This window comes from Nocardia sp. JW2 (assembly GCF_051843015.1).
Lineage (GTDB): Bacteria > Actinomycetota > Actinomycetes > Mycobacteriales > Mycobacteriaceae > Nocardia > Nocardia coubleae.
The window spans coordinates 1-23,084 of sequence record NZ_JBPXLK010000034.1; the positions used below are offsets into that span (position 1 = coordinate 1).

Sequence of the window (23,084 nt, forward strand, 5' to 3'; positions counted from 1 at the left end):
CTCGAGACTCGCGCCTGCGGCGCATGCGCTTCGAGCGCTGTTCGCGCGGCCGGGCCGCTACGCCGCTTCGCGGCGGACCCTCCTCGAGGTCGGGTCGTGCGGGGCTGGGAATGCTGTCATGGCGGACTTAAGTGGTCCCCGCCTCACACCCTCTCGAGCACTGCCGAGGCCCCGATCCCACCCGCCGCGCAAATGCCCAGCAGCGCGGTCTCTTTTCCGCTCCGAGCCAGCTCATTGGCCATGGTCGTCACCATTCGGGCACCGGTGGCGCCGAACGGGTGGCCGAGCGAGATGGAACCGCCGTGCACGTTCAAGGTGTCGATATCGACGGACCCCACTGCTTCATCGCGGTCGAGCCGGTTTTTGGCCCACTCCGTACTCTCCAACATACGAAGCACCGAAAGGGTCTGCGCTGCGAAGGCTTCATGGATATCGACGAGGTCGATATCGCCCAGGGACATCCCTGCCTTGTCGAGCGCGCGCGGCATCGAGATCGCCGGTCCGATGAGGACCTGGTCCGCTGGGTCGACGCTCACATAGCTCCACGAACGGAAGGCGGCCAGTGGCGTGAGCCCCAGTGCCCGAGCCTTCTCCTCGCTCATCAACAACACCGCCGACGCACCATCGGTGAGCGGGCTCGCGTTACCTGCGGTGACAGTGCCGTTCTCGGCGAAGACCGGCTTCAGCGCGGCCAGCTTCTCCACGCTCGTATTCGCCCGGACCAGACCGTCGGTCTCGATCCGTTTGCCGGACGGCGTCTCGATCGGCACGACCTCGTCATCGAATCGGCCCGAGGCGATAGCGGCGGCGGCGCGCTGGTGGGAGCGGGCGGCGAAAGCGTCCTGATCGGCGCGGGAGATACCGTTGATCCTTGCCATCTTCTCGGCGGACTCGCCCATCACCTCACCGGTGGTCCGCTCGGAGATCTTGGGCTGACGCGGCAGGATGTCGGTGAACGGCGCGAGCTGACGCACGACGTCGAGGTAGTCCTTGGCCGACGGTTTCCCGAGCGCGACGGGTGCGACCGCGTGCACCACTTTCTGCGGCAGTTTGATCTCGGCATTGCTGGTGGAGTCGCTGCCACCCGCGATCATGATGTCGTATTCGCCGCGTTCGATCGCCGCGGCCGCCGAGGTGACGGCCTGCAGGCCCGACGCGCACGCCCGGGTGACCGTGTATCCCTCGCACCCGAAATCCAGGTTCAGATCCAGGGCCACTTCGCGCGCGATGTTCGGCGCATGACTTGGCAGGATCACCCCGCCCCACACGATGGACTGGATCTCGGCGGGCGCGATGCCGGTGCGCGCGAGCAGACCACGCACCGCCGCACCGGCCAGGGCGATACTGTCGAGCCGGGTCAGGTCGGTGAACGCGCGGACGAACGGGGTGCGGGCACCCGCGATCACGACGGCGCGGCGGCGGTTCTCGGCCATGGGAGTCCTTTCGTCTGAACCCCCACGGTATCCGATACCGTCGGTACTGGGTACCGTTTCGGTCAGGCGGGCGTGATCTCGAGACCGATGGTGCCGTCCTTGCCCCGGCGCAGGTTGCTGAAGAAGATCACCAGCGGGCCGGTGAGCCGGTACTTGCGCCGCAGCAACGAGCGGACCTGCTCGGTTTCGGCCCCGTCGAGTACGCGCGCGGTACCCGACATCACCGCACCGTGCGTCTTACCGCGCGCATCGCACGGCTGCACGGTCACCTCGGGGTTGCGGCGGATGCGCTTGACCTTCCAGCTGTCGGTCACCGTCCAGACATACAGCTTGTCCTCGCGCGACACGGCCCACACCGGGGTGCCGACGGGCGTGCCGTCCTTACGAAAAGTGGTGAGCAGAACATAGTTCGCGGTCGCAACCTCGCCCAGGCGGTTCGTCATTCTTCGAGCCTAGCGGTGCGGAAACTGGTACGGGCGGGGCGGCGGAAAGGTTCGTAGGCTCGGATTCATGAGCGATGCCGCAGTGCCGATGTTGTGGAGTGGTGATCTCGGGGCCACGTTGGCGTTCTATCGGACGCTGGGGTGGACGGTGACCCACGAGCAGACACGGCCGTATGCGTACGGGGTGGTCGAGGGTCATGGGACCGCGTTGCATTTCTCGCCTGCTCCGGGCGGGGTCGAGCTTCCCCTCGAACATGTCGCGGCGCTGCTGCTGGTCGACGACGTCGCCGACCGGCACGCGAAGTTCACCGCCGCGCTGCGCGCCGAATACGGCAAAATCCCCGTGAAGGGTTGCCCGCGGATCACCCGTTTCCGGCCCGGGCAGTCGCGATTCACCCTGGTCGATCCGGTCGGCAATACGGTGCTGGTGATCCAGCGCGACGAACCGGAGTCCCTCGAATACGGCGGTTCCCGCGATCTCCACGGCCTGCCGAAAGTTCTCGACAATGCCCGAATCTTCCGCGATTTCAAGAACGACGACCGCGCCGCCACGCGAGCCCTGGAAACCGGTCTACGGCGTTTCGGCGCCACCGCGGCCGCGACCGACATTGCCCGCGCGTACGCCGCACTGGCCGAACTCGCCGTCGCCGCAGGTGATTCCGAGCGCCTCGCGCACTGGAAATCCGCGTTGAACGCCCTCTCCCTGACCGCCGAGGAGCGCGCCGCCCTGTCTGCCGACGCCGCGGCATCGGACCAGCTGGCCACATGGCTCGCGACCACCGACTGATCGACCTGCTCCCAGCCGCTCGCCGAACGGTGGGCCGCCATCGGGTTGATCGCGAAACCGGAGGATTCGGCTGCCGGCCGGATCGGTCGGCAACAGATCGGCAGGCACATCAGCTTCTGACCGGCCCCGACCTGGAATTCGTAATCGACATCGACCACCCGGCATCGATCGTCACCGCGCGCATCGTAGGTTCGACCGGCGCCGTACCTTGCGGAACAGTAAGCTGCCACCGTGCAGGGGCGGAGCAGTAAGCAATTCATCAAGCGTTGCGTAGCAACAACCTTCGTGGCCGTCGCAGTAGTCGGTGCGATTCCGGTGACCGTCGCCCAGGGACAGTCGCACTCCTGTGCCGACGGCTGGCAGGCCGACGTGCTCGCCACCGATCTGGGCGCTCTGGAAAACCTGGAGTACGACGGAGCGGGCGGCTTCTACGTCAGCGGCCTCTTGCGCGGTGAAATCCTGCACGTCGACGCGGCAGGCACCGTCACCCTCGTCCTGTCCGGCCTCGATCATCCGGCGGGCCTGCGATTGTCCGGCGACACACTGTATTTCGTCACCGGCGACGGCAGCACCCCGAACGGTGGCGGCACCCTGCGCGCATTGGACCTGCCGACCGGCACTGTCACCATCCTGCTCCCCGATCTGGTCCAACCCAACGGCCTGCTCCTGCTGCCCGACGGCGACCTGCTGATCTCCCAGCTGTCGGTCCCCTGGCCGCCGGTCGGCATCAGCCGCTACCGCCCGTCGACCGGCGAGTTCACCCTCGCCTGGTCCCCCGTGCACCGCCCGAACGGCCTGGCCATCTCCCCCGACGGCCGCTCCATCTACACCGATGACATCGCCCTGTCCCAGGTCCTGCGCATCCCGCTGGACGCACCGGACGAACCCGAGGTCGTCGCCACCATCACCGACGGCTTCCTCCCCGTCCTCGACGACCTCGACGTGGCCGCCGACGGCACCGCCTACGTCACCGGCGACTTCTCGGGCAATGTCTACCGCGTCGATACCACCACCGGCGCCTGGTGCACCATCGCCACCGGCTGGACCACCCCACCCACCCCACTGCCGTCCCCACCGCCGATCGGCCCCACCTCGGCTCGTCTCGCCCCGGACGGCCCCTCCTGGTCCCTCTACGTCACCAGCATCGACGGCACCGTCCGCCGTCTCCGCCCGCCCCCGACCCTCGACCTCACCCCACCGAACCACCAGCTTTGACCTCCGGCCGGACACTACGTCAGGTCTTCCGCTCCCGGTGAGCAGAAGTCTGCCCGGCCCACGTTCCGGCTGGTTTCCTCTCACTGAACAGACGAAAGCACTGACCGGACTATCCGTTTCGATGCGGAGATCGGAGCGGAACCATGAGCCCGAGGTGGGCCAGGCAGGAAGGGTTCGGGATTCGCCTCGACTGGGGGCCGACGGGTGCCGCAGTGATCGGCGCGGGTGCGGCATGTGTAGTGGTGGTCGATGTGTTGTCGTTCAGTACCGCTGTGTCTGTTGCCGTCTCGGCGGGCACAGCGGTCTACCCCTACCGCTGGCGTGACGATTCCGCGCTGGAGTTCGCCGCCCGGCACGGTGCCGAGCTCGCCGTCGGACGACGGGCTGTCGATGCCACCCATCCGTGGTCACTGTCTCCGGCGGCGCTCCGCCGAGCACCGTTCACCGATCGCCTCGTCCTACCCTCCCCCAACGGTTCCACCATCGCCTCGGCTGTCGTGGACGCACCCGTCGTCGCGGCCTGTCTTCGCAATGCCGATGCGGTCGCCAGGTGGATCGCCGAGCGGCGGTGGGGCACGCCCGAGCAGCCGATCGCGATCGTTCCCGCTGGTGAGCGTTGGGCGGACGACGCGACACTTCGGCCCGCTGTCGAGGACTTGCTCGGCGCGGGAGCCCTCGTGGCCGCGCTGATCGACCGAGGTCGTGGTCGCCCCTCGCCCGAAGCGCGTTCCGCCGCACACGCTTTCCTCTCGGTGACGAACATCGGTACGGAGCTGGACGAGTGTGCGTCGGGCCGAGAACTTCGTTCGGGTGGGTTCGGCGACGATGTCGACATCGCGGCGCAGATCGATGCGGACACCGTCGTTCCGGTCCTCGCCGACGGCGCGTTCACCGATCACAGCCTCTGAGCCGCCCTCCCCGTCGGCCGGTGGGCGGTGAGCCGCGGGCCGCTGACCCACCGCCACGGTTTTACTGATTCGCGCCGATCACCCCGCCGATCACCGCACCGATAATGCACCCCGGAATGGCGCTGACCAGCAGGAAGATCAGGCCGATGAGCGCGCCGACGACGCAGCCGATGGCGACGCCTGCGACGATATTGCCGGTCTGATCGATGTGCTGCAGAGCCGCCGGGTTCGGGGCGGGTGCGTTGACGGGCGTGAGGGTGAGTGACGTTGCGGTAGCGTCGATTTCGGGAATCAGCTGCACGGCGGGACCAGCGACCATGGCCACCGTGGTGGGGATGAACCCGACCCGCGCGCCGTCCGGCGAGAGCACGGCCACGCCCGCGTCCGGGGTGAGTTCGAAAGTGCCCGAGGTCAATTCGACCGTCGCCTCCGACCCGTCCGAGGCGAGAGCGGCGGAGTAGGCGACGGCGCCGTCGACACCGGCGAGCGACGGACCCGCCACGGGAGCGCCGTGGGCGGTGGCGGCGGTGATACCGGTCGCGGCGACGGTGAACAGACCGGCGGCCAGCAACTGCGTGAATTTCATGGGATGTCCCTCCGATGCGCTGATCCGACTACCCCGGGACCAGCTCGACACCACCGATGATGCATCATTGCTATGTGCCATAAGTCCGATTCGGCAGAGGATACCGATCAGTTTCGCGAGGTCAGCACGCTCGGCCCGTCGGCGGTGACGGCGATCGTGTGCTCACTGTGGGCGCAGCGCGATCCATCGGCCGAGCGGATGGTCCACCCGTCGGCGTCGGTATAGACCTTGTCGGTGCCCGCCGCGAACCAGGGCTCGATGGCGATGGTGAGCCCCGGCCGCAGCAGGAAACCGCGCCCGGCCCGGCCGTTGTTGGCCACGTGCGGATCTTCGTGCATGGTTCGCCCGATGCCGTGCCCGCCGTATTCGGTGTTGATCGGATACCCGTATCCGCGTGCGACGTCGGCGATCGCGGCCGAGATGTCGCCCAGCCGGTTGCCGGGCCGCGCGGCCGCGATCCCGGCGGCCAGCGCCTCCTCGGTGGCCCGGACCAGCCGCAGATCGTCGGCCGAGCCGGTGCCGACGGTGAACGAGATCGCCGAGTCGGCGCTCCAGCCGTCGATGGTGACGGCCAGGTCGGCGGTGAGCAGATCACCGTCGCGCAGCACGTAATCATGCGGAAGCCCGTGCAGCACAGCATCGTTGACAGCCAAGCACACCGTATTGCGGAACGGTCCACGCCCGAAAGAGGGCGAGTAGTCCCAGTAGCACGACACCGCACCACGCTCGCGGATCCGTTCGCGCACATAGGCTTCCAGCTCCAGCAGGTTCACCCCCACCAGCGCTCGTTCGCGCACGCCGGCCAGTACGTCCGCGACGAACCGGCCGGTCACCCGCATTCGTTCGATCTCCTCGGGAGTCTTCAACTCCACCATCACGCCTCCACTCGGTATTTTCATACCGACACTAGCCGTGCCGGTATAAAAATACCAAGCTCAGCGGTTGAGGTTGCCCATGTCGACCGGGATCTGCGCGCCCGTCACCTGACCCGCCTCGTCCGAACACAGCCACGCCACCGCCGCCGCGATCTCCTCCGGCTGACAGATGTAGCTGGGCAGCGCGTTCATGAAGATGGGGCCGAGGGTGCTCGCGTGTGCCTCGAGCAGCGGGCCCATCTCGCCCATCTGCATCCCGGTCGCCACGCCCGCCGGGTGCACGGTGTTCACCCGGATGCCGTACCCGCCGAGCTCGTTGGCCATGGTCTTGGCCAGGCCGGTGATGGCGTGTTTGCTGGCGACGTAGTGGCCGACGAACGGCATGCCCTTGAGACCGGCCACCGAACTGGTGAACACCATCGCGCCGCCGCTGCCCTGCGCGATCAGGTGTGGCACAGCGGCTTTCGCGGTATGCCACACACCGGTCAGGTTCACATCGATGGTCTCGCGCCACTGTTCGGGCGTGATCTCCCACGACAGCGCCGCCGAGCAGATGCCCGCGTTGGCGACCACCACGTCGAGCCTGCCGAGCTGCTCGATCCCCGCGGCCAGCGCGGCCGAGAGCGCGTCGAAATCGCGCACGTCGACCTTGCTCGCGACGATCCGGCCACCGGCGGCCTCGACGAGCTTCACCGTCTCGGCCAGGTCGTCTTCCGTCGCCCCCGCGTATCCGGTGCTGCCGAATTCCGCGCAGGCGTCGACGGCGATCACATCGGCGCCTTCCTCGGCGAAACGCACCGCCTCGGCCCTGCCCTGTCCGCGCGCCGCGCCCGTCACGAAGACCACCTTGTCCTCGAACCGTCGTGCCACGTTCCTACCTCCGAACCTCGTCGTCCTTCATGAACACTTCACCACCACGGAACGGGCCGTGCGGTCCGAAACCGGATTTTCGGCGGTGGGCCCTACGCGGCGGCAGGATCGTGGGCGAAGCTCGCCCACGCCCGGACGACGATCTCCCCCGAGCCGTCGACACCGGTGAGAGTGACATCGACGCGCGGCTCACCGTCCTGGATGTAGTGCTGGGTGATGTGGCCGGAGCAGGTCACGGTGTCGCCGGGCGGCAGGGCGCGCAGCACGCGGGTGCGGAACCGGCGGATGTTCTCGGCGCCGAGCCAGTCGGTGGCGTAGGTGGCGAGCAGTTCGGCCGAGTGCGGTGTGCTCTCCTCGGCGACAACGGATTCGGTGACCGACGCCCACGACTCGGCGACGAGCCCGCCGGTGCGGTCGAAGTACTGGACGAGAGATTCGGAGCCGTCCGGATCGTGCCGGTCGATCGCGCGGACGGCGGTCAGCCGATCACCGGCGCGCGGCGGCGGCCCGAAGAACCGGTGGTCGGTCTCGGTCCGGCCACCCGTGACGCGCCCACCAGCGGGCAGGAACGTCGGCGGGACCACGGGCCGTTCGGCGAGCCGGTAGGCCGGATCCCGCGACAACGCCCGGGCCGCGAACAACCGGATGTCCTCGGTGTCCAGATCGACGGCCACCGCCCTACCTGCGTGCACGCTCACGATCACTCCTCTCGTCCTGCTCGGCGGCCACGCTAGGCGGCCGCCGGTGTTGTGACCGGTTCCTCTCCCGCTGATCGGGACATCGCGACGCGGGCGGGAAAACATGTCCACTGACCGGGACGACCCCATCACCGCCGGGCCCGCGCGGGCACACCATCGGCGCAGCTCATCCCCACTCCGCCCGAACATGGAGGTTTCGATGCCGGAGAACCCGCCGAACGGCCGAACCCAGTCCGCCACACCCGAATTCCGGGAGATCGAGGCCGCTGCCGCACCCACCCGCTTCGCCCGCGGCTGGCACTGCCTCGGCCTGCTCTCGTCGTTCCGCGACGGTGTGCCCCACGAGGTCAAGGCTTTCGGCACCACCCTGGTGGTGTTCCAGTCCGAGACCGACGGCGCACTGCACGTGCTCGACGGCTTCTGCAGGCACATGGGCGGCAACCTCGCCCACGGCACCATCAAGGGCGACTCGATCGCCTGCCCCTTCCACGATTGGCGCTGGGGCGGCAACGGCAAGTGCACGGCGATCCCGTACGCGCGCCGGGTTCCCCCGCTGGCCAAGACCCGCTCCTGGCCGACGCTGGAACGCAACGGCCAGCTCTACATCTGGCACGACCCGCAGGGCAGCAAGCCCACCGACGCGGTGACCATTCCCGAGATCGAGGGCTATGGCAGCCCGGAATGGACCGATTGGACGTGGAACTCGATGCTCATCGAAGGCTCACACTGTCGTGAGATCGTCGACAACGTCGTCGACATGGCGCACTTCTTCTACGTGCACTACGCGTTCCCGCGCTATTTCAAGAATGTCTTCGAGGGCCACGTCGCCACCCAGTACATGCGCTCGACACCGCGCCACGACATCGAGGTCGGCACCAGTTACGACGATCCGAACTCGACGTTGCGTTCGGACGCTTCGTATTTCGGCCCCTCCTACATGATCGATTGGCTGTGGAGCGAGGCCAACGGCATGACGATCGAGACGGTCCTCATCAACTGCCACTACCCCGTCAGCGAGAACTCCTTCGTGCTGCAGTACGGCGCGATGGTGAAGAAGCCGCAGGGCATGTCCGATGCCGACGCCGAGGCGATGGCCGCGCAGTTCGCACGCGGTGTGGAGGTCGGCTTCGAGCAGGACGTCGAGATCTGGAAGAACAAGGCGCCGATCGACAACCCGCTGCTCTCGGAGGAGGACGGGCCGGTCTACCAGCTGCGCCGCTGGTACAAGCAGTTCTACGTCGATGTCGACGAGGTCACCGAGGACATGACCAAGCGCTTCGAATTCGAGATCGACACCGAGCGGGCCGTCACCAGCTGGGAGGCCGAGGTGGCCGACAACATCGCCCGCGGCCGGGTCGTCGACACCACCGCCTGATCCGCACCCCCACCCGAGAGAAAGCACCACCCATGACCAACGTGCTCGACAACATCATGGCGATCGCCGACCGCCTGCGCGAGCAGAGCCCCGAGGCCGAACGCCTCGGTCAGCTGCCCGACGCGACCGCGAAGATGCTGAAGGCGGCCGGCCCGATCCGGTTGCTGCAGCCCAAGAAGTACGGCGGGTTCGAGGCCCATCCGCGCGAGTTCGCCGAGACGGTGATGGCCGCCGCCTCGCTCGACCCGGCCACCGGCTGGATCTGCGGCATCGTCGGCGTGCACCCGTGGCAGCTGGCCTTCGCCGATCCGAAGGTGCAGGAGGAGGTGTGGGGCTCCGACAGTGACACCTGGATGGCCTCGCCCTACGCGCCGACCGGCATCGCGCGCCCGGTGGAGGGCGGCTACATCTTCAACGGCCGCTGGCAGTTCAGCTCCGGCACCGATCACTGTGACTGGATCTTCCTCGGCGCCATGCTCGGTGACGCCGAGGGCAAGATGGCGATGCCGCCGACGATGCTGCACATGATCCTGCCGCGCGCCGACTACACCATCGTCGAGGACTCGTGGAATGTGGTGGGGCTCAAGGGCACCGGGTCCAAGGACATCATCGTGAAGGACGCCTTCGTGCCGTCCTACCGGGTGATGAACGGCGATCACGTGATCGACGGGACCGCGCAGCGCGAGTACGGCGTCACCGACACGCTCTACAAGATGCCGTGGTCGACGATGTTCCCGCTCGGCATCAGCGCCGCCGTGGTCGGCATCGCCGAAGGCGCGCTCGCCGCGCACCTGGATTACCAGCGGGAACGGGTCGGCGCCCAGGGCACCGCCGTCAAGGACGACCCGTACGTGCTGTTCGCGATCGGCGAGGCGGCGGCCGATATCAATGCCGCGCGCCAGGAGCTGCTGGCCAACGTGGATCGCGTGTGGGACCTGGTCGACGCAGGCAAGGAGGTCGGCTTCGCCGATCGCGCGGCGGGCAGGCGCACCCAGGTGCGTGCGGCGTGGCGGGCGGTGATGGCGGTGGACCAGATCTTCGCCCGGTCCGGCGGCAACGCGCTGCGCATGGACAAGCCCCTGCAGCGCTTCTGGCGCGACGCGCACGCCGGCCTCAACCACGCCATCCACGTGCCGAGCACGGTCTACCACGCCTCGGCGCTGAGTTCGCTCGGCATCGACCCCGCCCCGAACCTGCGCTCGATGATCTGAGCGAATACCGAAGAAGGACAACGCACATGACAGATATCAAGAGCCTCGGCTATGTGAAGATCCAGACCGCCGACATGGACCGCTGGCGCAAGTTCGCCTTCGAAGTCCTCGGTTTCGCGCAGGGCAGCGGCCCCGACGAGGACGCGCTGTACCTGCGGATGGACGAGCGCGCGGCCCGAATCGTGGTCGTGCCGGGCGAGTCCGACGCGGTGGTGACCATCGGCTGGGAGGTGCGCGACCACGCCGCCCTCGTCCGGGTGCAGGAGGCGGTCACGGCGGCCGGTATCGCGGTGAAGCCGCTGTCGGTCGAGGAGGCCGACGCGCGACGGGTCGAGGAGGCCATCACCTTCCAGGACCCCACGGGCGCCACGCTCGAGGTGTTCCACGGCGCGCTGCTCGACCACAGCCCCGTGGTCACCCCGTTCGGCGCGAAGTTCGTCACGGGCGCACAGGGTCTGGGCCACGTGGTGCTGCCGACGATGGATCTCGGCGGTGCGTTCGAGTTCTACACCGAGGTGCTCGGCTTCCTGCCGCGCGGCGCCTTCCGCATCCCCGCGCCGCCGGAATACGGGCCGGTGCGGATCCGGTTCCTCGGCGTCAACGAACGCCATCACAGCCTGGCACTGTGCCCCGCGCCGCACGGCGGGGCGCCGGGCCTGATCCACATCATGGTCGAGGTCGACAGCCTCGACGCGGTCGGCCAGGCCCTCGACCGGGTGAGCAAGGACGGCTTCTCGGTGTCCTCCACTCTCGGCAGGCACACCAACGACAAGATGGTGTCGTTCTACGTCCGGGCGCCCGGCGGCTGGGACATCGAGTTCGGCACCGAAGGCATGCGGGTCGACGAGCAGTACTACACCGCCGAGGAGATCACCGCCGACAGCTACTGGGGCCACGACTGGTCCGGCAGCGAGCCGCTCGCGGCGATGTAACCCGGCACACGCGCCGACCAGCCCCCGTTCCGAGCCTCTCGCTCGGAACGGGGGCTTTGTGTTTTCGCCATGCGATGCCCCGCTTTCCTGTGACAGCTACCACAGGAGGTGGTATAAATAGGCATATGCCTAATCGAAATATGCGCTAGGCATCAGCTCGTTGATCCGAATGGAGAGCTCATGGTCATCCAGGCCGAGGCCACCACCCCGAGCGCGATTCTCGATCGCGCGTCCCTGCTGCTCGACGCCTTCGACGGGCCGGGCAGGCTCACCCTCGCCCAGATCGTGCGCCGTACCGGCCTACCCAGGTCCTCGGCGCACCGCATGCTGGAGCGGTTGGTGCAGTTGCGGTGGCTACGCCGCGAAGGCCGTGACTACGAGCTCGGCATCCGGCTGATGGAACTGGGTTCGCTCGCGGTGCACCAGGATCGGCTGCATCGCGCCGCCATGCCCTTCCTGCACGAATTGCACCGCGCCACCGGGCTCGTCGTGCATCTCGCGGTGCTCGACGGCGCGGATGTGGTGTACCTGGACAAGATCGGCGGCGACCTGGCCGCGGCGGTGCCCACCCGGGTCGGCGGACGACGGCCCGCGCACTGTACCGCGGTCGGCAAGGCGATCCTCGCCTCCGCCGACGAGCGCCGCCTCGCCGAGGTCCTCACCGCCCAGGCGGGCACGCGCACCCGCTACTCGATCAGCACGAAGGCCCAGCTCGACGCGGACCTGGCCAAGGTGCGCGCGCACGGCGTCGCGGTGGAACGCGAGGAATCACTGCCCGGATTCGGCTGTATCGCCGCGCCGATCGGCGACCTCGGGCAGGCCGCCGTCGCGGCGGTCTCGGTGTGCGGGCCGGTGGACCGGATGCAGTTCGATCACCGCCTCAGTGCCCCGGTGCGCACGACGGCACTCAATATCTGGCGTCACGTCGACGACGGACAGGTGCGCGTGCGCCCGACTCTGCAGCAGCACGCGCGCCCGCTCAATGTCGGTCCCCGGCCCCTTGTGCCGGTGGACCGGCGAGCACGCGACTACGCCTGAGGAGCCGGAGCGCCGCCCGGTTCGCGGAGACGACGGTCGTGCGTCCGCGTCGGGCGGCGCGCGAATCTTGCCGATGCGTGGATGTACTCACCCACGCATCGGCTCATTGACGCAGAAACTGTGGCAGATGCGATCGCGCACAACGACTTCCGGATGCTCAGGGTCGAACCAGCGGTCCACGTGGGCCCAGTGGACGGGGTGCATGAGATACGCGCCGTCCAGCCCGTCGAGGTCGGTGAATTCCTGTTCCCAGACGTGTGTCCACGACGCGGATCCGGTCGCGCGCGTGGTCCGGCTCAGCTGCCAGGACCGGATGGTGGAGATGTAGCGGGGCATGCGCAGCAGATCGGCCTCGAACCGGTCGAGCGTCTCCGGCGCGGTGGCGGGTGAGACACGCAGCAGCAAAACGCGATACACCGATCCGGTGGGCGGTTCGGCGGCACCGCCGATGCCTGCCCGGTACTCGGCGCCGTCCACGTGAGCGAACCCGTCGACCACCGGGTCCCACTGTGGTGCAACGCTTTCCCAGGCGGACGCGTCGTCGAAGCGCAGGTGCACCAGGATGTCCCCACCGTTGCGCACGCCGTGCAGGGTCGGCTGGACGAGGACCCGGTGGGCCGGTGACGCGAGCGCGCGGGCCCGCAGATCCGCGAGTACCCGGTCGGCGTCGGCCGTAGGGGTCAGGTGAACGAGCCGGACGACGTCAAACATTGCCGAGCCTTTCGATGTCGGCGGGTGCGGCGCCGGTGGTCCTGGTGCGTTCGAGGACGAGATCGTCGACGTCGTCCCACCAGCGCCGCACCGATTCGTCGAGGCGGCCCTGCCAGGTCATCGCCCACCAGCCGGCGGCACCGTCGAGGACCCAGGTGGCGGTCACCGTGTTGGACTCGTCCGGGAACCAGACGGGCGGGCTCACGACCAGCCGTTCCAGTGTCATGCCGCGGGCCCGGGCACCCGGCGCGTACCCGCTGAGATAGGTGTCGACGAACTCCTTGGCCCGGCCGGGTCTCGTGACGACGGTGTCGATGACATAGACGTTCGTGGTGTCCATCCGCCGACGATAGGCAGCCGTCGCGGCAGGTCGGCGGGTTGTTTCCGCCCAGCGGGAGAACCCGGTCCGGCGCACCGGGCTGCCGCCCTACGGTGAGGCGCACGACGCGCCGACCGACCGCGTCGGCACATTCACAGGAGGATCAGTGACAATCCGTGACTACCCGACCACGGGGCCCGGTGCTGTGCCGGATCCGGAGGTGGCGGCGATGCTGGCCGTCCTCGACGCGGGATTTCCCGATGTGGCCGCGATGTCGGCCGCCGACGCGCGGGCCGCGATCTTCGCGAGACGCGGTGCGCCACAGCGACTTCCCGATCTTCCGTCGGTCGGCGACGTGATCATCGACGGACCGGGCGGTGCGTTGACGGTGCGTGTGTACCGGCCCCACGCCGACGGGCCGCCCCGGCCGGTGATCGTGTTCGCACACGGCGGCGGATTCGTCTTCTGCGATCTCGACAGTCACGACGAGTTCTGCCGCTCCATGGCAGTGGGTGTCGGGGCGGTGGTCGTCGCGGTCGACTACCGCCTCGCCCCGGAACATCCCGGTCCCGCCGCCCACGACGACATGCTCGCAGCGGTCCGGTGGGCAGCCGAACACATCGCCACCTACGGCGGCGACCCGGCGCGCATCGCACTGGCGGGTGACAGCGCGGGCGGCAACCTCGCCGCCACGGTCGCGCTCGCGGTGCGTGACGGGAACGGCCCGCCGGTGGCCGCCCAGATCCTGCTCTACCCGGTGATCGACGACGACTTCGACACCGAGTCCTACCGCCGCTTCGGCACCGGCCACTACAACACCACGAGGGCGATGCGCTGGTACTGGCAGCAGTACGCCCCGCACGGCACCGACGACGTGCGCCTGGTCCCCACCCGCGCGGCAACCCTCGCGGGCGTGGCGCCGGCCGTCGTGGTGACCGCCGAACTCGACCCGCCGTGCTCGGCGGGCGACGCCTACGCCGCACGCCTGGAAGCCGACGGCGTGCCGGTGCGCCACCGCCGCTACGACGGCCTGTTCCACGGCTTCCTGACCATCCCGTCCCTGGCCGCGACCCAGTCGGCCCGCACCGAGATCTGGGCGATGATCCGCGAAGCCCTCGGCCTGGACTAGACCAGATCCCGGGCCACCCGGCGATGCCTACTCGGGCGCGTCCGGGTGCCCGCCCGCCGCCTGCACACGCTGCTCGATCTCACGCCACCGTCCTGGCGTGGGGTGCGGGTATTCGGCGCGGTCGTCGTGTTCGGCGCCTGCCAGGATCGTCGCGGCCTGGTCGATCTCGTCGATCAGTTGCTGGGCGAGTTCGCGTTCGGCGGCGTAGTGGCGCTGTGCCCATTGCAGCACGATCTGCGAATAGGCCCAGCCCGGTTCGGATTTGGCGGCTTCGGCGTCGACGGCGGCGCGCTGCTCGAGCTGGTCGACGTCGGCGATGTGGTCGCGCAGGATCTGCTTGAGCCGCTCGGGTGAGCCGAGGTGGCCGAACATGACGCGCAGCAGCACATGGTGTTTGAGCACCGAGGGATCGACGGGCGCCTCGTTCCACCAGGTGGTGACGGCGGCACGGCCCGCGTCGGTGATCTGGTACAGCCTGCGCCCGCGCATGGCGTTGTCGCTGTCGAGCCGGGAGGAGGCGAAACCGTGCTGTTCGAGCTTCTTCAGTTCCGCGTAGATCTGGCTGTAGGACGGGGTCCAGTAGAAGTAGCGCAGGCTCCAGTCGGCCCACTTCTTCAGGTCGTAGCCGGAGATCTCCTCTTCGAACGAGAGCATCGCCAGGACCGCCCAACTGGTCGGCGGCAGGTTGGGCACGCCGGGGTCGGGGTCGGTGTTCGGCACCGGTGCATGGTAGCAACCGGCCCGGTCACCTCGGCTGTGTCGGCAACCGCTCACCGGGAGGACATCTTGAGAGCCGCGCCGTCCGGCACCGATTCTGGGGGTATGAATGCAGACAATGTCGTCGTCGACGCAGGTGTTCCCAGCCCGGCCGAGCTGCGCGCGGTGCTCGGGCATTTCGCGACCGGGGTGGCGGTGATCGCCGCGCACGACGGCACCCGGCCGATCGGTTTCACCTGCCAGTCGGTGGTGTCGGTGTCGCTGGACCCGCCGTATGTGTCGTTCTGTCCGGCCAAGAGCTCGACGAGCTGGCCGCTGCTGCGCCGCACGGGGACGCTGTGCATCAACATCCTGGCCGAGGATCAACGCGCGGTGTGCGGGCGGTTCGCGGTGAGCGGCGGCGACAAGTTCGCCGGTGTCGAGTGGAGCCCGGCGGGCAACGGCGCGCCCGCGCTGCACGGTGCGCTCGCCCATATCGAGGCGTCGGTGGAACTCGAGCACGACGCGGGCGACCACACCGTCGTGCTGGCCCGGATCAGCGGTCTGCGGGCCACCGAGGGCGCGCGACCGTTGCTGTACTACCGGGGTGGTTTCGGCGGGTTCGCCGGCTGACACGGCAAACGGGGTGGTCGTCCGAAGACGAACCACCCCGTTACCGGCGCTTCACGCCCCGAGAACGTCGAAACCCTTGTAGCCCGCGGCCGCCACCTCGGCGATGATCTGCCCGTAGACGCCGAACCCGCCGACGAACGGCATGAACACCCTCGGCTTGCCCTCGATATTGGCGCCCAGATACCACGAATTCGCTTCTAGCATCAGCGTTCCCGCTGCCCGGTCGGCGCATTCCCGCACCCAGGCCGCGACCGCGTCGGGCCGGGCTTCCAGCGCCACCGCGCCGCGGTCGTCGAGGAACCCGATCGCCTCGGCCACCCAGTCGACGTGCAGTTCCGAGTGCAGCACCATGTTCGCCAGCACCGAGGGACTGCCCGGGCCGGTCAGGTTGAACAGGTTCGGAAAACCTGAGATACCAAGTCCGAGATAGGTTTTCGGTCCCTCCGCCCAGGTCTCGTTGAGGGTGACACCGCCCCGGCCGACGATGTTCATCCGCGAGACCGACCCGGTCATCGCGTCGAATCCGGTGGCGAGCACGAGGGTGTCGAGCGGGTAGTGCGTCTCGGTGGTGTGCACACCGTCGGCATCGATGGCGGTGATCGGGGTGGCGCGCAGGTCGACGAGCTCGACATTATCGCGGTTGAAGGTCTGGTAGTAGTTCGTGTCGGTGCAGATCCGTTTGGTGCCGATCGGATGATCGCGTGGGATCAGGATGTCGGCCACGCGCGGGTCGTCGATCACCGCGCGCACCTTCTCCTCCCAGAACAGCCGCGCGGTGTCGTTGGCCTCGCGGGTGAGGAGCTGATCGGGGAAGGTCTTGGAGAACAGCACCCCACCCAGCTCCCACCGGCGCTGATACGCCTCGCGACGTTCCTCGTCGGTCGCCTCGACCGCGAGCTTCGGGTGTGGCTGGTGCGGCGAGCCGCCGCCACTGGCCATCGACAGCCGCCTGCGTTCGGCGTAGTTCGCCTTCTGCGCCTGCCGCTGTTCCTCGGTGAGCGGCGTATTACCCGCCGGGACACTGTAATTGGGCGTGCGCTGGAAGACGTGCAGACGCGCGACCTCCTCGGCCAGGCACGGAATCGTCTGGATCCCGGACGAACCCGTGCCGATCACACCCACCCGCTGCCCGGCCAGATCGACACCCTCGTGCGGCCAGTGCGAAGTGTGCAGTACCCGACCCGCGAAGGTGTCGAGGCCCGGGATGGCCGGGGTGTTGGCGTTCGACAGCGGGCCGGTGGCCAGCACCACGAACCGGGCCGACACCGCGCGCCCGGTGTCGGTGCCGACCTGCCAGCGCAGCGTCGGCTCGTCGAGCACGATATCGGTGACGCGGGTACCGAATTCGATGTCGCGGCGCAGGTCGAACCGGTCGGCGACGTGTTCGAGGTAGGCCAGGATCTCGGGCTGGGTGGCGTACTTCTCGCTCCAGTTCCATTCCTGCTGCAGGTCCTCGTCGAAGGAGTACGAGTAGTCGACGCTCTCGACATCGCAGCGGGCACCCGGATAGCGGTTCCAGTACCAGACGCCGCCGACGCCGTCGGCGACCTCGAACACCCGCACGGTGAGTCCTTGCTCGCGGAACTTGTGCAGGGCGTAGAGCCCGGCGATGCCCGCGCCGACGACGACCACGTCGACCTCGGCCGGACCCTTTCCTGGTGACGATGGGGTCTTCACTGTGCCTGCCTTTCGATGGAGACCGGTTCTCCGCCGCGACGCTAGGGATCCGGTCGGCATCCGAGCAGGTGGCCTTCCCGCTGACCGGCACGTTCGCCGGATCGTTGTCGCCTCCCGGTGATCGGGATGACCCGCGTCACACCGGCGGACACCGGCTTACCGTCGGGACAAGTTCAGGCGGTATCAGGAGGAACAGTGGTGGACTGGAACGACGAGGTGGACGTGCTGGTCGCGGGCTCCGGCGGTGGCCTCGCGGGTGCGTACACCGCGGCCCGCGAGGGGCTCACCGCCGCGGTGGTCGAGGCGACCGACAAGTTCGGCGGCACGACAGCGTATTCCGGTGGCGGCGGCGTCTGGTACCCCTGCAACCCCGTCCTCGAGCGGGCGGGCACCGACGACACCCTCGACGACGCGCTCACCTACTACCGTGCCGTCGTCGGTGACCGCACCCCCGAGGACCTGCAGCGGACCTATGTGCGGCGCGGTCGCGACCTCATCGAATACCTGGAAGCCGACGAGCATTTCGCGTTCCAGATGCTGCCCTGGCCCGACTATTTCGGCAAGGCGCCCAAGGCGCGGCTCGACGGTCAGCGCCACATCATGCCCACCCCGTTGCCCGCCGCCGAGCTGGGCGATCTGCGGGAATCCCTGCGCGGTCCGCTCGACACCGACCGGCTCGGGGCACCCCTGCCCGAGCTGCTGATCGGCGGGCAGGCGCTGATCGGGCGGTTCCTGCGGGCGCTGTCGGGTTATCCGAATGTCACGTTGCACCTGTCCTCGCCGCTGGTCGAGCTGGTGATCGAGGACGGGGCGGTGACCGGTGCGATCGTCGAACGCGACGGGCAGCGCCACGCGATCCGCGCCCGCCGGGGTGTGGTGCTCGCCGCGGGCGGTTTCGAGCAGAACCAGCAGTTGCGCGAGCAGTACGGTGTGCCCGGCCAGGCCCGGGACACCATGGGGCCCTGGGGAAATCAGGGGCTGGCGCACCAGGCGGGGATCGCCGCGGGCGCCGACACCGACCTGATGGATCAGGCCTGGTGGTCGCCCGGTCTGACCCATCCCGACGGGCGTTCGGCGTTCGCGCTGTGGTTCACCGGCGGCATCTTCGTCGACCGGAACGGCGAACGGTTCGTCAACGAATCCGCCCCCTACGACCGGCTCGGCCGCGAGGTGATCCGGCGGCTCGAGGCGGGCGAGATGACGTTGCCGTTCTGGATGATCTACGACGACACCGAAGGCGAGGTGCCGCCGATCAAGGCCACCAACGTGTCCATGGTCGAGACCGAGAAATACGTCGCCGCGGGCCTGTGGCACACCGCCGACACACTGGCCGAACTGGCCGCGAAGATCGGAGTGCCCGCCGACAAGCTCGAGGCCACCGTCGAACGGTTCAACAGTATGGTCGCCACCGGCGTCGACCCGGACTTCGGCCGCGGCGACGAGGCCTACGACCGTGCCTTCTCCAACGGCGAACCACCGCTGGTTCGCATCGACAAGGGTCCGTTCCACGCGGCCGCCTTCGGCATCTCCGATCTCGGCACCAAGGGCGGCCTGCGCACCGACAGCGCCGCGCGCGTCCTCGACCGCGACGGGCAACCGATCCCCGGCCTGTATGCCGCCGGCAACACCATGGCCGCGGTGAGCGGCGAGGTGTACCCCGGCGGCGGCAACCCGATCGGTGCGTCGATGCTGTTCAGCCACCTCGCCGTCTTGGACATGCTGGGCAGTTAGGCCCCGGTCTCCTCGAAGGTGGCGCCACTGTGCGCCATCCGTTCGAGGGCGTAGGCGGGGTCGATCAGTGCCTCGGGCAGGTGGACACCCGGTGGCACGGCCGCACCGCGGAGCCCGAGCAACCGTTCGACCCCGAGTGCGATCCCGAGCGCGGTCAGCGGACGCTGCCCGGCCGGATGCGCGAGTGTGCGACGCACTCGCGCGGCGGCGCCCGAGAAGTCGGTTCCCGCGACGTCGACGACGACCTCGAGGGAAGCTCCCCCGCCGCGCCGTCGGCCCGCGGACTCACCGACCGCCAGGTCGAACCGGACATTCGGCGCGCCCGTTGCCAGCGCGAGACTCGGCACGTCCAGGATCGGAATGCTCTGCCCGGCGAGCACCACCCCGTCACCGACCCGTACGTCGGCTCGGGCGTCGTCACCGCTCACCCAGGTGAACACGCCGTCGCGGCGGATCAGTCCCGCGGTGGTGACTGCCGACCAGCGCTCCATGTCCGCGATGCCCGCCGGTCCCCCGGTATCGGAATCATCCAGTGCCGCGGCGATTCCGATGCGTTCGACCCGCTCGAACTCCGCCGCGACGGCGAGGGTGGCGAGCACGACGATCCCGGCGAGATAGTGACTGGCCAGCAGGATCGGCGCCGCACTCGCCCGCCCACCGCCCGCGACGACCTCGGGAGCGATGTCGAGCAGACCGCTGGACAGGCTCAGATACGGCACGCCGTGGCGCGCGGCGAAGCCGAGCCCGTGCAGGTGGTCGTCCCACAGGGCCGCGACCACCGCGGAATACGCGGCGTCAGCGGGCAGACCGAGGTCGGCGCGAGTGATGTCGATGGTGACCGCGTTCGCGCCACCGAGGCTCTCGGCGACCCGCCGCGCGCGTTCGATGTCACGGCCCGCGATCGTGAGCTCGAGGTCCGGATACCACTGGCGCAGCACCGCCGCTGCCCCTGCGCCCGCCTGCCCCGAGCCGCCCATGATCAGTACCGATGTCGCCTGTCGCGTCACGTCTTCTCCTTCGTCCCATAAAGCTACATTTTGTAACTTACACTTTGTAGCTAAACTGGAGCGGCAACGCAAGGGAGGAAGATGCCGACCACGTCGACGCGCCTGTCCAGACCCGCCAGGCACGAACAATTGATCGAGACCGCGCTGGCGATCGTGCGCGCCGAGGGCGCCGACGCACTGACCCTGCTCAGCCTCGCCGAGGCCGCGGGGGTGAGCCGGCCGATCGTGTACGACCACTTCGGCACCCGTCCCGGACTGCTGCTCGAGCTGTATCGACGGCTCGACGAACGCCATCGGACCGCGACCACCACCGCGCTGGCCAGCGCCGCCCCCACCCCGACCGGGATCGCGCGCGTACTGAGCGGCGCGTACTTCGCGTGCGCCACCGACATGCCCGAATTCAGCGCGATCTCCGCCGCGCTCAAGGGGAATCGGGACATGGAGACGATCCAGCGGGACCTGCTCGATGCCTATCTCACGGTGATGACGGACGCGCTGATCCCGCACAGCGACCTCGCGGCCGACGCTCTTCGACTGCGCTGCGTCGGCATTCTCGGTGCGGCCGAAACGATCGCCGAGGAGCTGAACGCGCGGCGCTGCTCCCTCGATGCCGCGATCGGAGCCCTCACCGATCTGATCGTCGGCAGCATCGCGACGGGCGTCGCGCCCTAGATCTCCCGCTGGCTGGGAATCAGCCGCCCACCCACCCACCTGCCGTGATTGCGTTCATCGACCACTCCATCACCCATCTCCAGGAGCGACACGATGACATCAGCGGACCACATTCGAGACACGGTGCGGCGGTATGTGGAGACCGTCGGCACCGGGACGGCCGCCGACGTCGTCGCGCTCTACCGCGAGGACGCCACCGTGGAGGACCCGGTCGGCAGCGAGGTGCGAGTCGGTCACGCCGCGATCACCGAGTTCTACGCCGCCATCGAGTCCCTCGACACGTCGACGGAACTGCTGAGCATCCGGGTCGCGGGCAACAGCGCCGCGTTCAACTTCCGGGTGGTCACCCGCTTCGGCGAGCAGACCTTCACGCTCGAACCGATCGATGTGATGACCTTCGACGAGGACGGGCGCATCACCAGCATGCGGGCGTTCTGGTCGCAGGACGACATGGTAGTGAGCTGAGGAGCCCGAGAATGACTGCGAACCAGCAACAGTGGGATCACGAGGTCGGCTTCCTCGTCGTCGGCAGCGGTGCGGGTGGGCTCACGGGCGCGCTCGCCGCGGCCGACCGCGGCCTCGACACGCTCGTCATCGAGAAGGCCGCCTACTACGGCGGGAGCACGGCTCTCTCGGGTGGTGGTATCTGGGTACCGAACAATCCGACCCTGCTGCGGGAGGGTCTGCGTGACGATCGCGCCGACGTGCGCGCCTATCTCGACGCGGTGGTCGGCGACCGCGTGCCGACCGCCAATCTCGACCGTTTCATCGACGAGGGCCCGCGCATGCTGGAGTTCCTCGAGACCAGCCCGCACCTGCGATTCCAGTGGTGCACAGGCTATTCCGACTACCACCCCGAGGCGCCGGGTGGCCGCCCGGCGGGCCGGTCGATCGAACCGCTGCCCGTCGATCTCAAGCAGCTCGGCCCCGACGAGGATCTGCTGCGCCCGGCGGCCCTCGCCACCCCACCGGGTCTGTTCATCACCTCCAAGGACTTCGTCCAGCTCAATATGGTGACCCGCACCTGGAAGGCGCGCTGGACCGCGCTGCTCACCGGGTTGCGCGCGATCAAGGCCATCGTGTTGCGCAGGCACATGGACACACTCGGCCGCGCACTGATCGCCCGGCTGCGCCTTGCCCTGCGGGACGCGGGGGTGCCGCTGTGGCTGAACACCCCGCTGCGGTCGCTGGTCACCGACGACACCGGCGCGGTGATCGGTGTGGTCGCCGAGCGCGGCGGCCGCGAGATCCGCATCCGCGCCCGCGACGGCGTCCTGCTGGCCACCGGCGGGTTCGAGCACAACCAGGCCATGCGCAAGCAATATCTGCCCGACGGTGGCCGCGACAATTTCAGCGCGGCCTCGGCAGACAACACCGGCGACGGCATCGTGGCCGGCGAGAAGGTCGGCGCCGCGGTGGACCTGATGGACGACGCCTGGTGGATGCCGTCGTTCCAGCGCCCGGAGGGTGTCAACCAGGTGCTGGTGTCGGAGCGGTCGATCCCGTGCTCGATCATCGTCGACAGCTCGGGCGCCCGCTTCACCAACGAGGCCGCGCCCTATGTCACCTTCGTGCACGCCCAGCTGGCCGGATCGCACGACCCGGCCTGGCTGATCTTCGACGCGAAAGCCAAGAGCCGCTACCCGATCGGCGGCATCGTGCCGGGCCAGAAGTTCTCGGCGTCCTGGCTCGAGAGCGGTCTTCTGCGCACCGGCGCGACGGTCGACGAGCTGGCCACGGCCATCGGTGTGCCCGCACTCGGCTTGCGCGCGACCGTCGAGCGGTTCAACGGGTTCGCCCGCGACGGCCACGACGACGACTTCGGACGCGGTGACAGCGCGTACGACAACTACTACGGCGACCCGACCCTGCCCCAGCCGACCCTCGACCCGCTCGACCGTGGTCCGTACTACGCGCTGCGGATTCGCATCGGTGATCTCGGCACGAAAGGCGGGCTGGTCTACAACGAGAACGCCCAGGTGCTGCGCGCCGACGGTTCCGTCATCGACGGGCTCTACGCGGCGGGCAACACCTCGGCCGCGGTGATGGGCAACGACTACGCGGGCGCGGGCGCGACCATCGGTCCGGCCATGGTGTTCGGGTACGTCGCCGCCGACCACGCCGCGGCAGCGCGCTGA

Annotated in this window: 24 protein-coding genes; 13 read left to right on the forward strand and 11 right to left on the reverse strand. The window is 68.8% G+C overall.

The window, feature by feature from the left end; genetic code table 11:
* Window positions 1-143: 143 nt before the first annotated feature.
* The gene (locus ACSVDM_RS28380; protein ID WP_181696345.1) at window positions 144-1,433 is read right to left on the reverse strand and encodes an acetyl-CoA C-acyltransferase; all 1,290 of its coding nucleotides are present in this window, start codon (window positions 1,431-1,433) and stop codon (window positions 144-146) included.
* Window positions 1,434-1,495: 62 nt separating this feature from the next.
* Window positions 1,496-1,876 carry a PPOX class F420-dependent oxidoreductase gene (locus ACSVDM_RS28385; protein ID WP_439268835.1) on the reverse strand — a complete coding sequence of 127 codons (381 nt, stop codon included), beginning with the start codon at window positions 1,874-1,876 and terminating at the stop codon, window positions 1,496-1,498.
* 67 nt (window positions 1,877-1,943) lie between these two features.
* On the opposite strand from ACSVDM_RS28385, the gene ACSVDM_RS28390 reads away from it, so the two are divergent.
* The 3 genes from ACSVDM_RS28390 to ACSVDM_RS28400 all read left to right on the forward strand — a co-directional run bounded on the left by ACSVDM_RS28390 (window position 1,944) and on the right by ACSVDM_RS28400 (window position 4,786).
* A complete protein-coding gene (locus ACSVDM_RS28390) occupies window positions 1,944-2,663 on the forward strand; it encodes a glyoxalase (protein ID WP_439268836.1) in 720 nt (239 codons plus the stop codon).
* Window positions 2,664-2,948: 285 nt separating this feature from the next.
* The gene (locus ACSVDM_RS28395) at window positions 2,949-3,878 is read left to right on the forward strand and encodes an SMP-30/gluconolactonase/LRE family protein (protein ID WP_439268837.1); all 930 of its coding nucleotides are present in this window, start codon (window positions 2,949-2,951) and stop codon (window positions 3,876-3,878) included.
* A 143-nt stretch (window positions 3,879-4,021) separates the two neighbouring features.
* Window positions 4,022-4,786: a 2-phosphosulfolactate phosphatase gene (locus ACSVDM_RS28400; RefSeq protein ID WP_439268838.1), complete on the forward strand. Its 765-nt coding sequence runs from the start codon at window positions 4,022-4,024 to the stop codon at window positions 4,784-4,786.
* A 61-nt stretch (window positions 4,787-4,847) separates the two neighbouring features.
* On the opposite strand, the gene ACSVDM_RS28405 is transcribed toward ACSVDM_RS28400, so the two are convergent.
* From ACSVDM_RS28405 to ACSVDM_RS28420, 4 genes are all read right to left on the reverse strand, one after another.
* On the reverse strand, window positions 4,848-5,372 hold the full coding sequence (locus tag ACSVDM_RS28405) for a hypothetical protein (RefSeq protein WP_439268839.1): 525 nt from the start codon (window positions 5,370-5,372) through the stop codon (window positions 4,848-4,850).
* A 107-nt stretch (window positions 5,373-5,479) separates the two neighbouring features.
* Complete coding sequence (map, locus tag ACSVDM_RS28410) at window positions 5,480-6,247, reverse strand: type I methionyl aminopeptidase (protein ID WP_439268840.1); 768 nt, start codon at window positions 6,245-6,247, stop codon at window positions 5,480-5,482.
* 60 nt (window positions 6,248-6,307) lie between these two features.
* A complete protein-coding gene (locus tag ACSVDM_RS28415; protein ID WP_067492170.1) occupies window positions 6,308-7,117 on the reverse strand; it encodes a mycofactocin-coupled SDR family oxidoreductase in 810 nt (269 codons plus the stop codon).
* 92 nt (window positions 7,118-7,209) lie between these two features.
* A complete protein-coding gene (locus ACSVDM_RS28420) occupies window positions 7,210-7,815 on the reverse strand; it encodes a hypothetical protein (protein WP_439268841.1) in 606 nt (201 codons plus the stop codon).
* Window positions 7,816-8,014: 199 nt separating this feature from the next.
* On the opposite strand from ACSVDM_RS28420, the gene ACSVDM_RS28425 reads away from it, so the two are divergent.
* The 4 genes from ACSVDM_RS28425 (at window position 8,015) to ACSVDM_RS28440 (ending at window position 12,371) form a co-directional block, all read left to right on the forward strand.
* Window positions 8,015-9,190 (forward strand): Rieske 2Fe-2S domain-containing protein, encoded by a 1,176-nt coding sequence (locus tag ACSVDM_RS28425; protein ID WP_166655704.1) that lies wholly within the window; start codon window positions 8,015-8,017, stop codon window positions 9,188-9,190.
* Window positions 9,191-9,222: 32 nt separating this feature from the next.
* Window positions 9,223-10,401: an acyl-CoA dehydrogenase family protein gene (locus ACSVDM_RS28430; protein ID WP_181696352.1), complete on the forward strand. Its 1,179-nt coding sequence runs from the start codon at window positions 9,223-9,225 to the stop codon at window positions 10,399-10,401.
* 26 nt (window positions 10,402-10,427) lie between these two features.
* On the forward strand, window positions 10,428-11,333 hold the full coding sequence (bphC, locus tag ACSVDM_RS28435; protein ID WP_067635585.1) for a biphenyl-2,3-diol 1,2-dioxygenase: 906 nt from the start codon (window positions 10,428-10,430) through the stop codon (window positions 11,331-11,333).
* A gap of 180 nt (window positions 11,334-11,513) precedes the next feature.
* Complete coding sequence (locus ACSVDM_RS28440; protein ID WP_067492165.1) at window positions 11,514-12,371, forward strand: IclR family transcriptional regulator; 858 nt, start codon at window positions 11,514-11,516, stop codon at window positions 12,369-12,371.
* Window positions 12,372-12,458: 87 nt separating this feature from the next.
* Here ACSVDM_RS28440 and ACSVDM_RS28445 read toward each other — a convergent pair whose 3' ends face one another.
* Together ACSVDM_RS28445 and ACSVDM_RS28450 are read right to left on the reverse strand one after the other, a co-directional pair.
* Window positions 12,459-13,082, reverse strand: a complete 624-nt coding sequence (locus ACSVDM_RS28445) for a Dabb family protein (protein WP_439268842.1) — start codon at window positions 13,080-13,082, stop codon at window positions 12,459-12,461.
* Entirely contained in the window at window positions 13,075-13,422 is a 348-nt protein-coding gene (locus ACSVDM_RS28450) for a hypothetical protein (RefSeq protein WP_067492163.1), read from the reverse strand. The genes ACSVDM_RS28445 and ACSVDM_RS28450 overlap by 8 nt, the downstream gene beginning before the upstream one ends.
* A 145-nt stretch (window positions 13,423-13,567) precedes the next feature.
* Between ACSVDM_RS28450 and ACSVDM_RS28455 the strand changes: the two genes are divergently transcribed.
* Window positions 13,568-14,530, forward strand: coding sequence for an alpha/beta hydrolase (locus ACSVDM_RS28455; RefSeq protein WP_439268843.1), 963 nt, complete (start codon window positions 13,568-13,570; stop codon window positions 14,528-14,530).
* A 27-nt stretch (window positions 14,531-14,557) separates the two neighbouring features.
* Here ACSVDM_RS28455 and ACSVDM_RS28460 read toward each other — a convergent pair whose 3' ends face one another.
* Window positions 14,558-15,184: a PadR family transcriptional regulator gene (locus ACSVDM_RS28460; RefSeq protein ID WP_243749795.1), complete on the reverse strand. Its 627-nt coding sequence runs from the start codon at window positions 15,182-15,184 to the stop codon at window positions 14,558-14,560.
* 168 nt (window positions 15,185-15,352) lie between these two features.
* Here ACSVDM_RS28460 and ACSVDM_RS28465 point away from each other — a divergent pair, with 168 nt between their 5' ends.
* Window positions 15,353-15,859, forward strand: coding sequence for a flavin reductase family protein (locus tag ACSVDM_RS28465; RefSeq protein WP_067492161.1), 507 nt, complete (start codon window positions 15,353-15,355; stop codon window positions 15,857-15,859).
* Window positions 15,860-15,910: 51 nt separating this feature from the next.
* On the opposite strand, the gene ACSVDM_RS28470 is transcribed toward ACSVDM_RS28465, so the two are convergent.
* Window positions 15,911-17,536 carry a flavin-containing monooxygenase gene (locus tag ACSVDM_RS28470; protein ID WP_439268844.1) on the reverse strand — a complete coding sequence of 542 codons (1,626 nt, stop codon included), beginning with the start codon at window positions 17,534-17,536 and terminating at the stop codon, window positions 15,911-15,913.
* 195 nt (window positions 17,537-17,731) lie between these two features.
* On the opposite strand from ACSVDM_RS28470, the gene ACSVDM_RS28475 reads away from it, so the two are divergent.
* Window positions 17,732-19,267 (forward strand): FAD-binding protein, encoded by a 1,536-nt coding sequence (locus tag ACSVDM_RS28475; RefSeq protein WP_439268845.1) that lies wholly within the window; start codon window positions 17,732-17,734, stop codon window positions 19,265-19,267.
* Here ACSVDM_RS28475 and ACSVDM_RS28480 read toward each other — a convergent pair.
* On the reverse strand, window positions 19,264-20,274 hold the full coding sequence (locus tag ACSVDM_RS28480) for a saccharopine dehydrogenase (RefSeq protein WP_439268846.1): 1,011 nt from the start codon (window positions 20,272-20,274) through the stop codon (window positions 19,264-19,266). The two genes, ACSVDM_RS28475 and ACSVDM_RS28480, sit on opposite strands and share 4 nt — an antisense overlap.
* Window positions 20,275-20,355: 81 nt before the next feature.
* On the opposite strand from ACSVDM_RS28480, the gene ACSVDM_RS28485 reads away from it, so the two are divergent.
* The 3 genes from ACSVDM_RS28485 to ACSVDM_RS28495 all read left to right on the forward strand — a co-directional run bounded on the left by ACSVDM_RS28485 (window position 20,356) and on the right by ACSVDM_RS28495 (window position 23,084).
* Window positions 20,356-20,946 carry a TetR/AcrR family transcriptional regulator gene (locus ACSVDM_RS28485; protein WP_439268847.1) on the forward strand — a complete coding sequence of 197 codons (591 nt, stop codon included), beginning with the start codon at window positions 20,356-20,358 and terminating at the stop codon, window positions 20,944-20,946.
* A gap of 93 nt (window positions 20,947-21,039) precedes the next feature.
* On the forward strand, window positions 21,040-21,411 hold the full coding sequence (locus tag ACSVDM_RS28490; protein WP_067492156.1) for a nuclear transport factor 2 family protein: 372 nt from the start codon (window positions 21,040-21,042) through the stop codon (window positions 21,409-21,411).
* A gap of 11 nt (window positions 21,412-21,422) precedes the next feature.
* Window positions 21,423-23,084, forward strand: a complete 1,662-nt coding sequence (locus ACSVDM_RS28495) for an FAD-binding protein (RefSeq protein ID WP_439268848.1) — start codon at window positions 21,423-21,425, stop codon at window positions 23,082-23,084.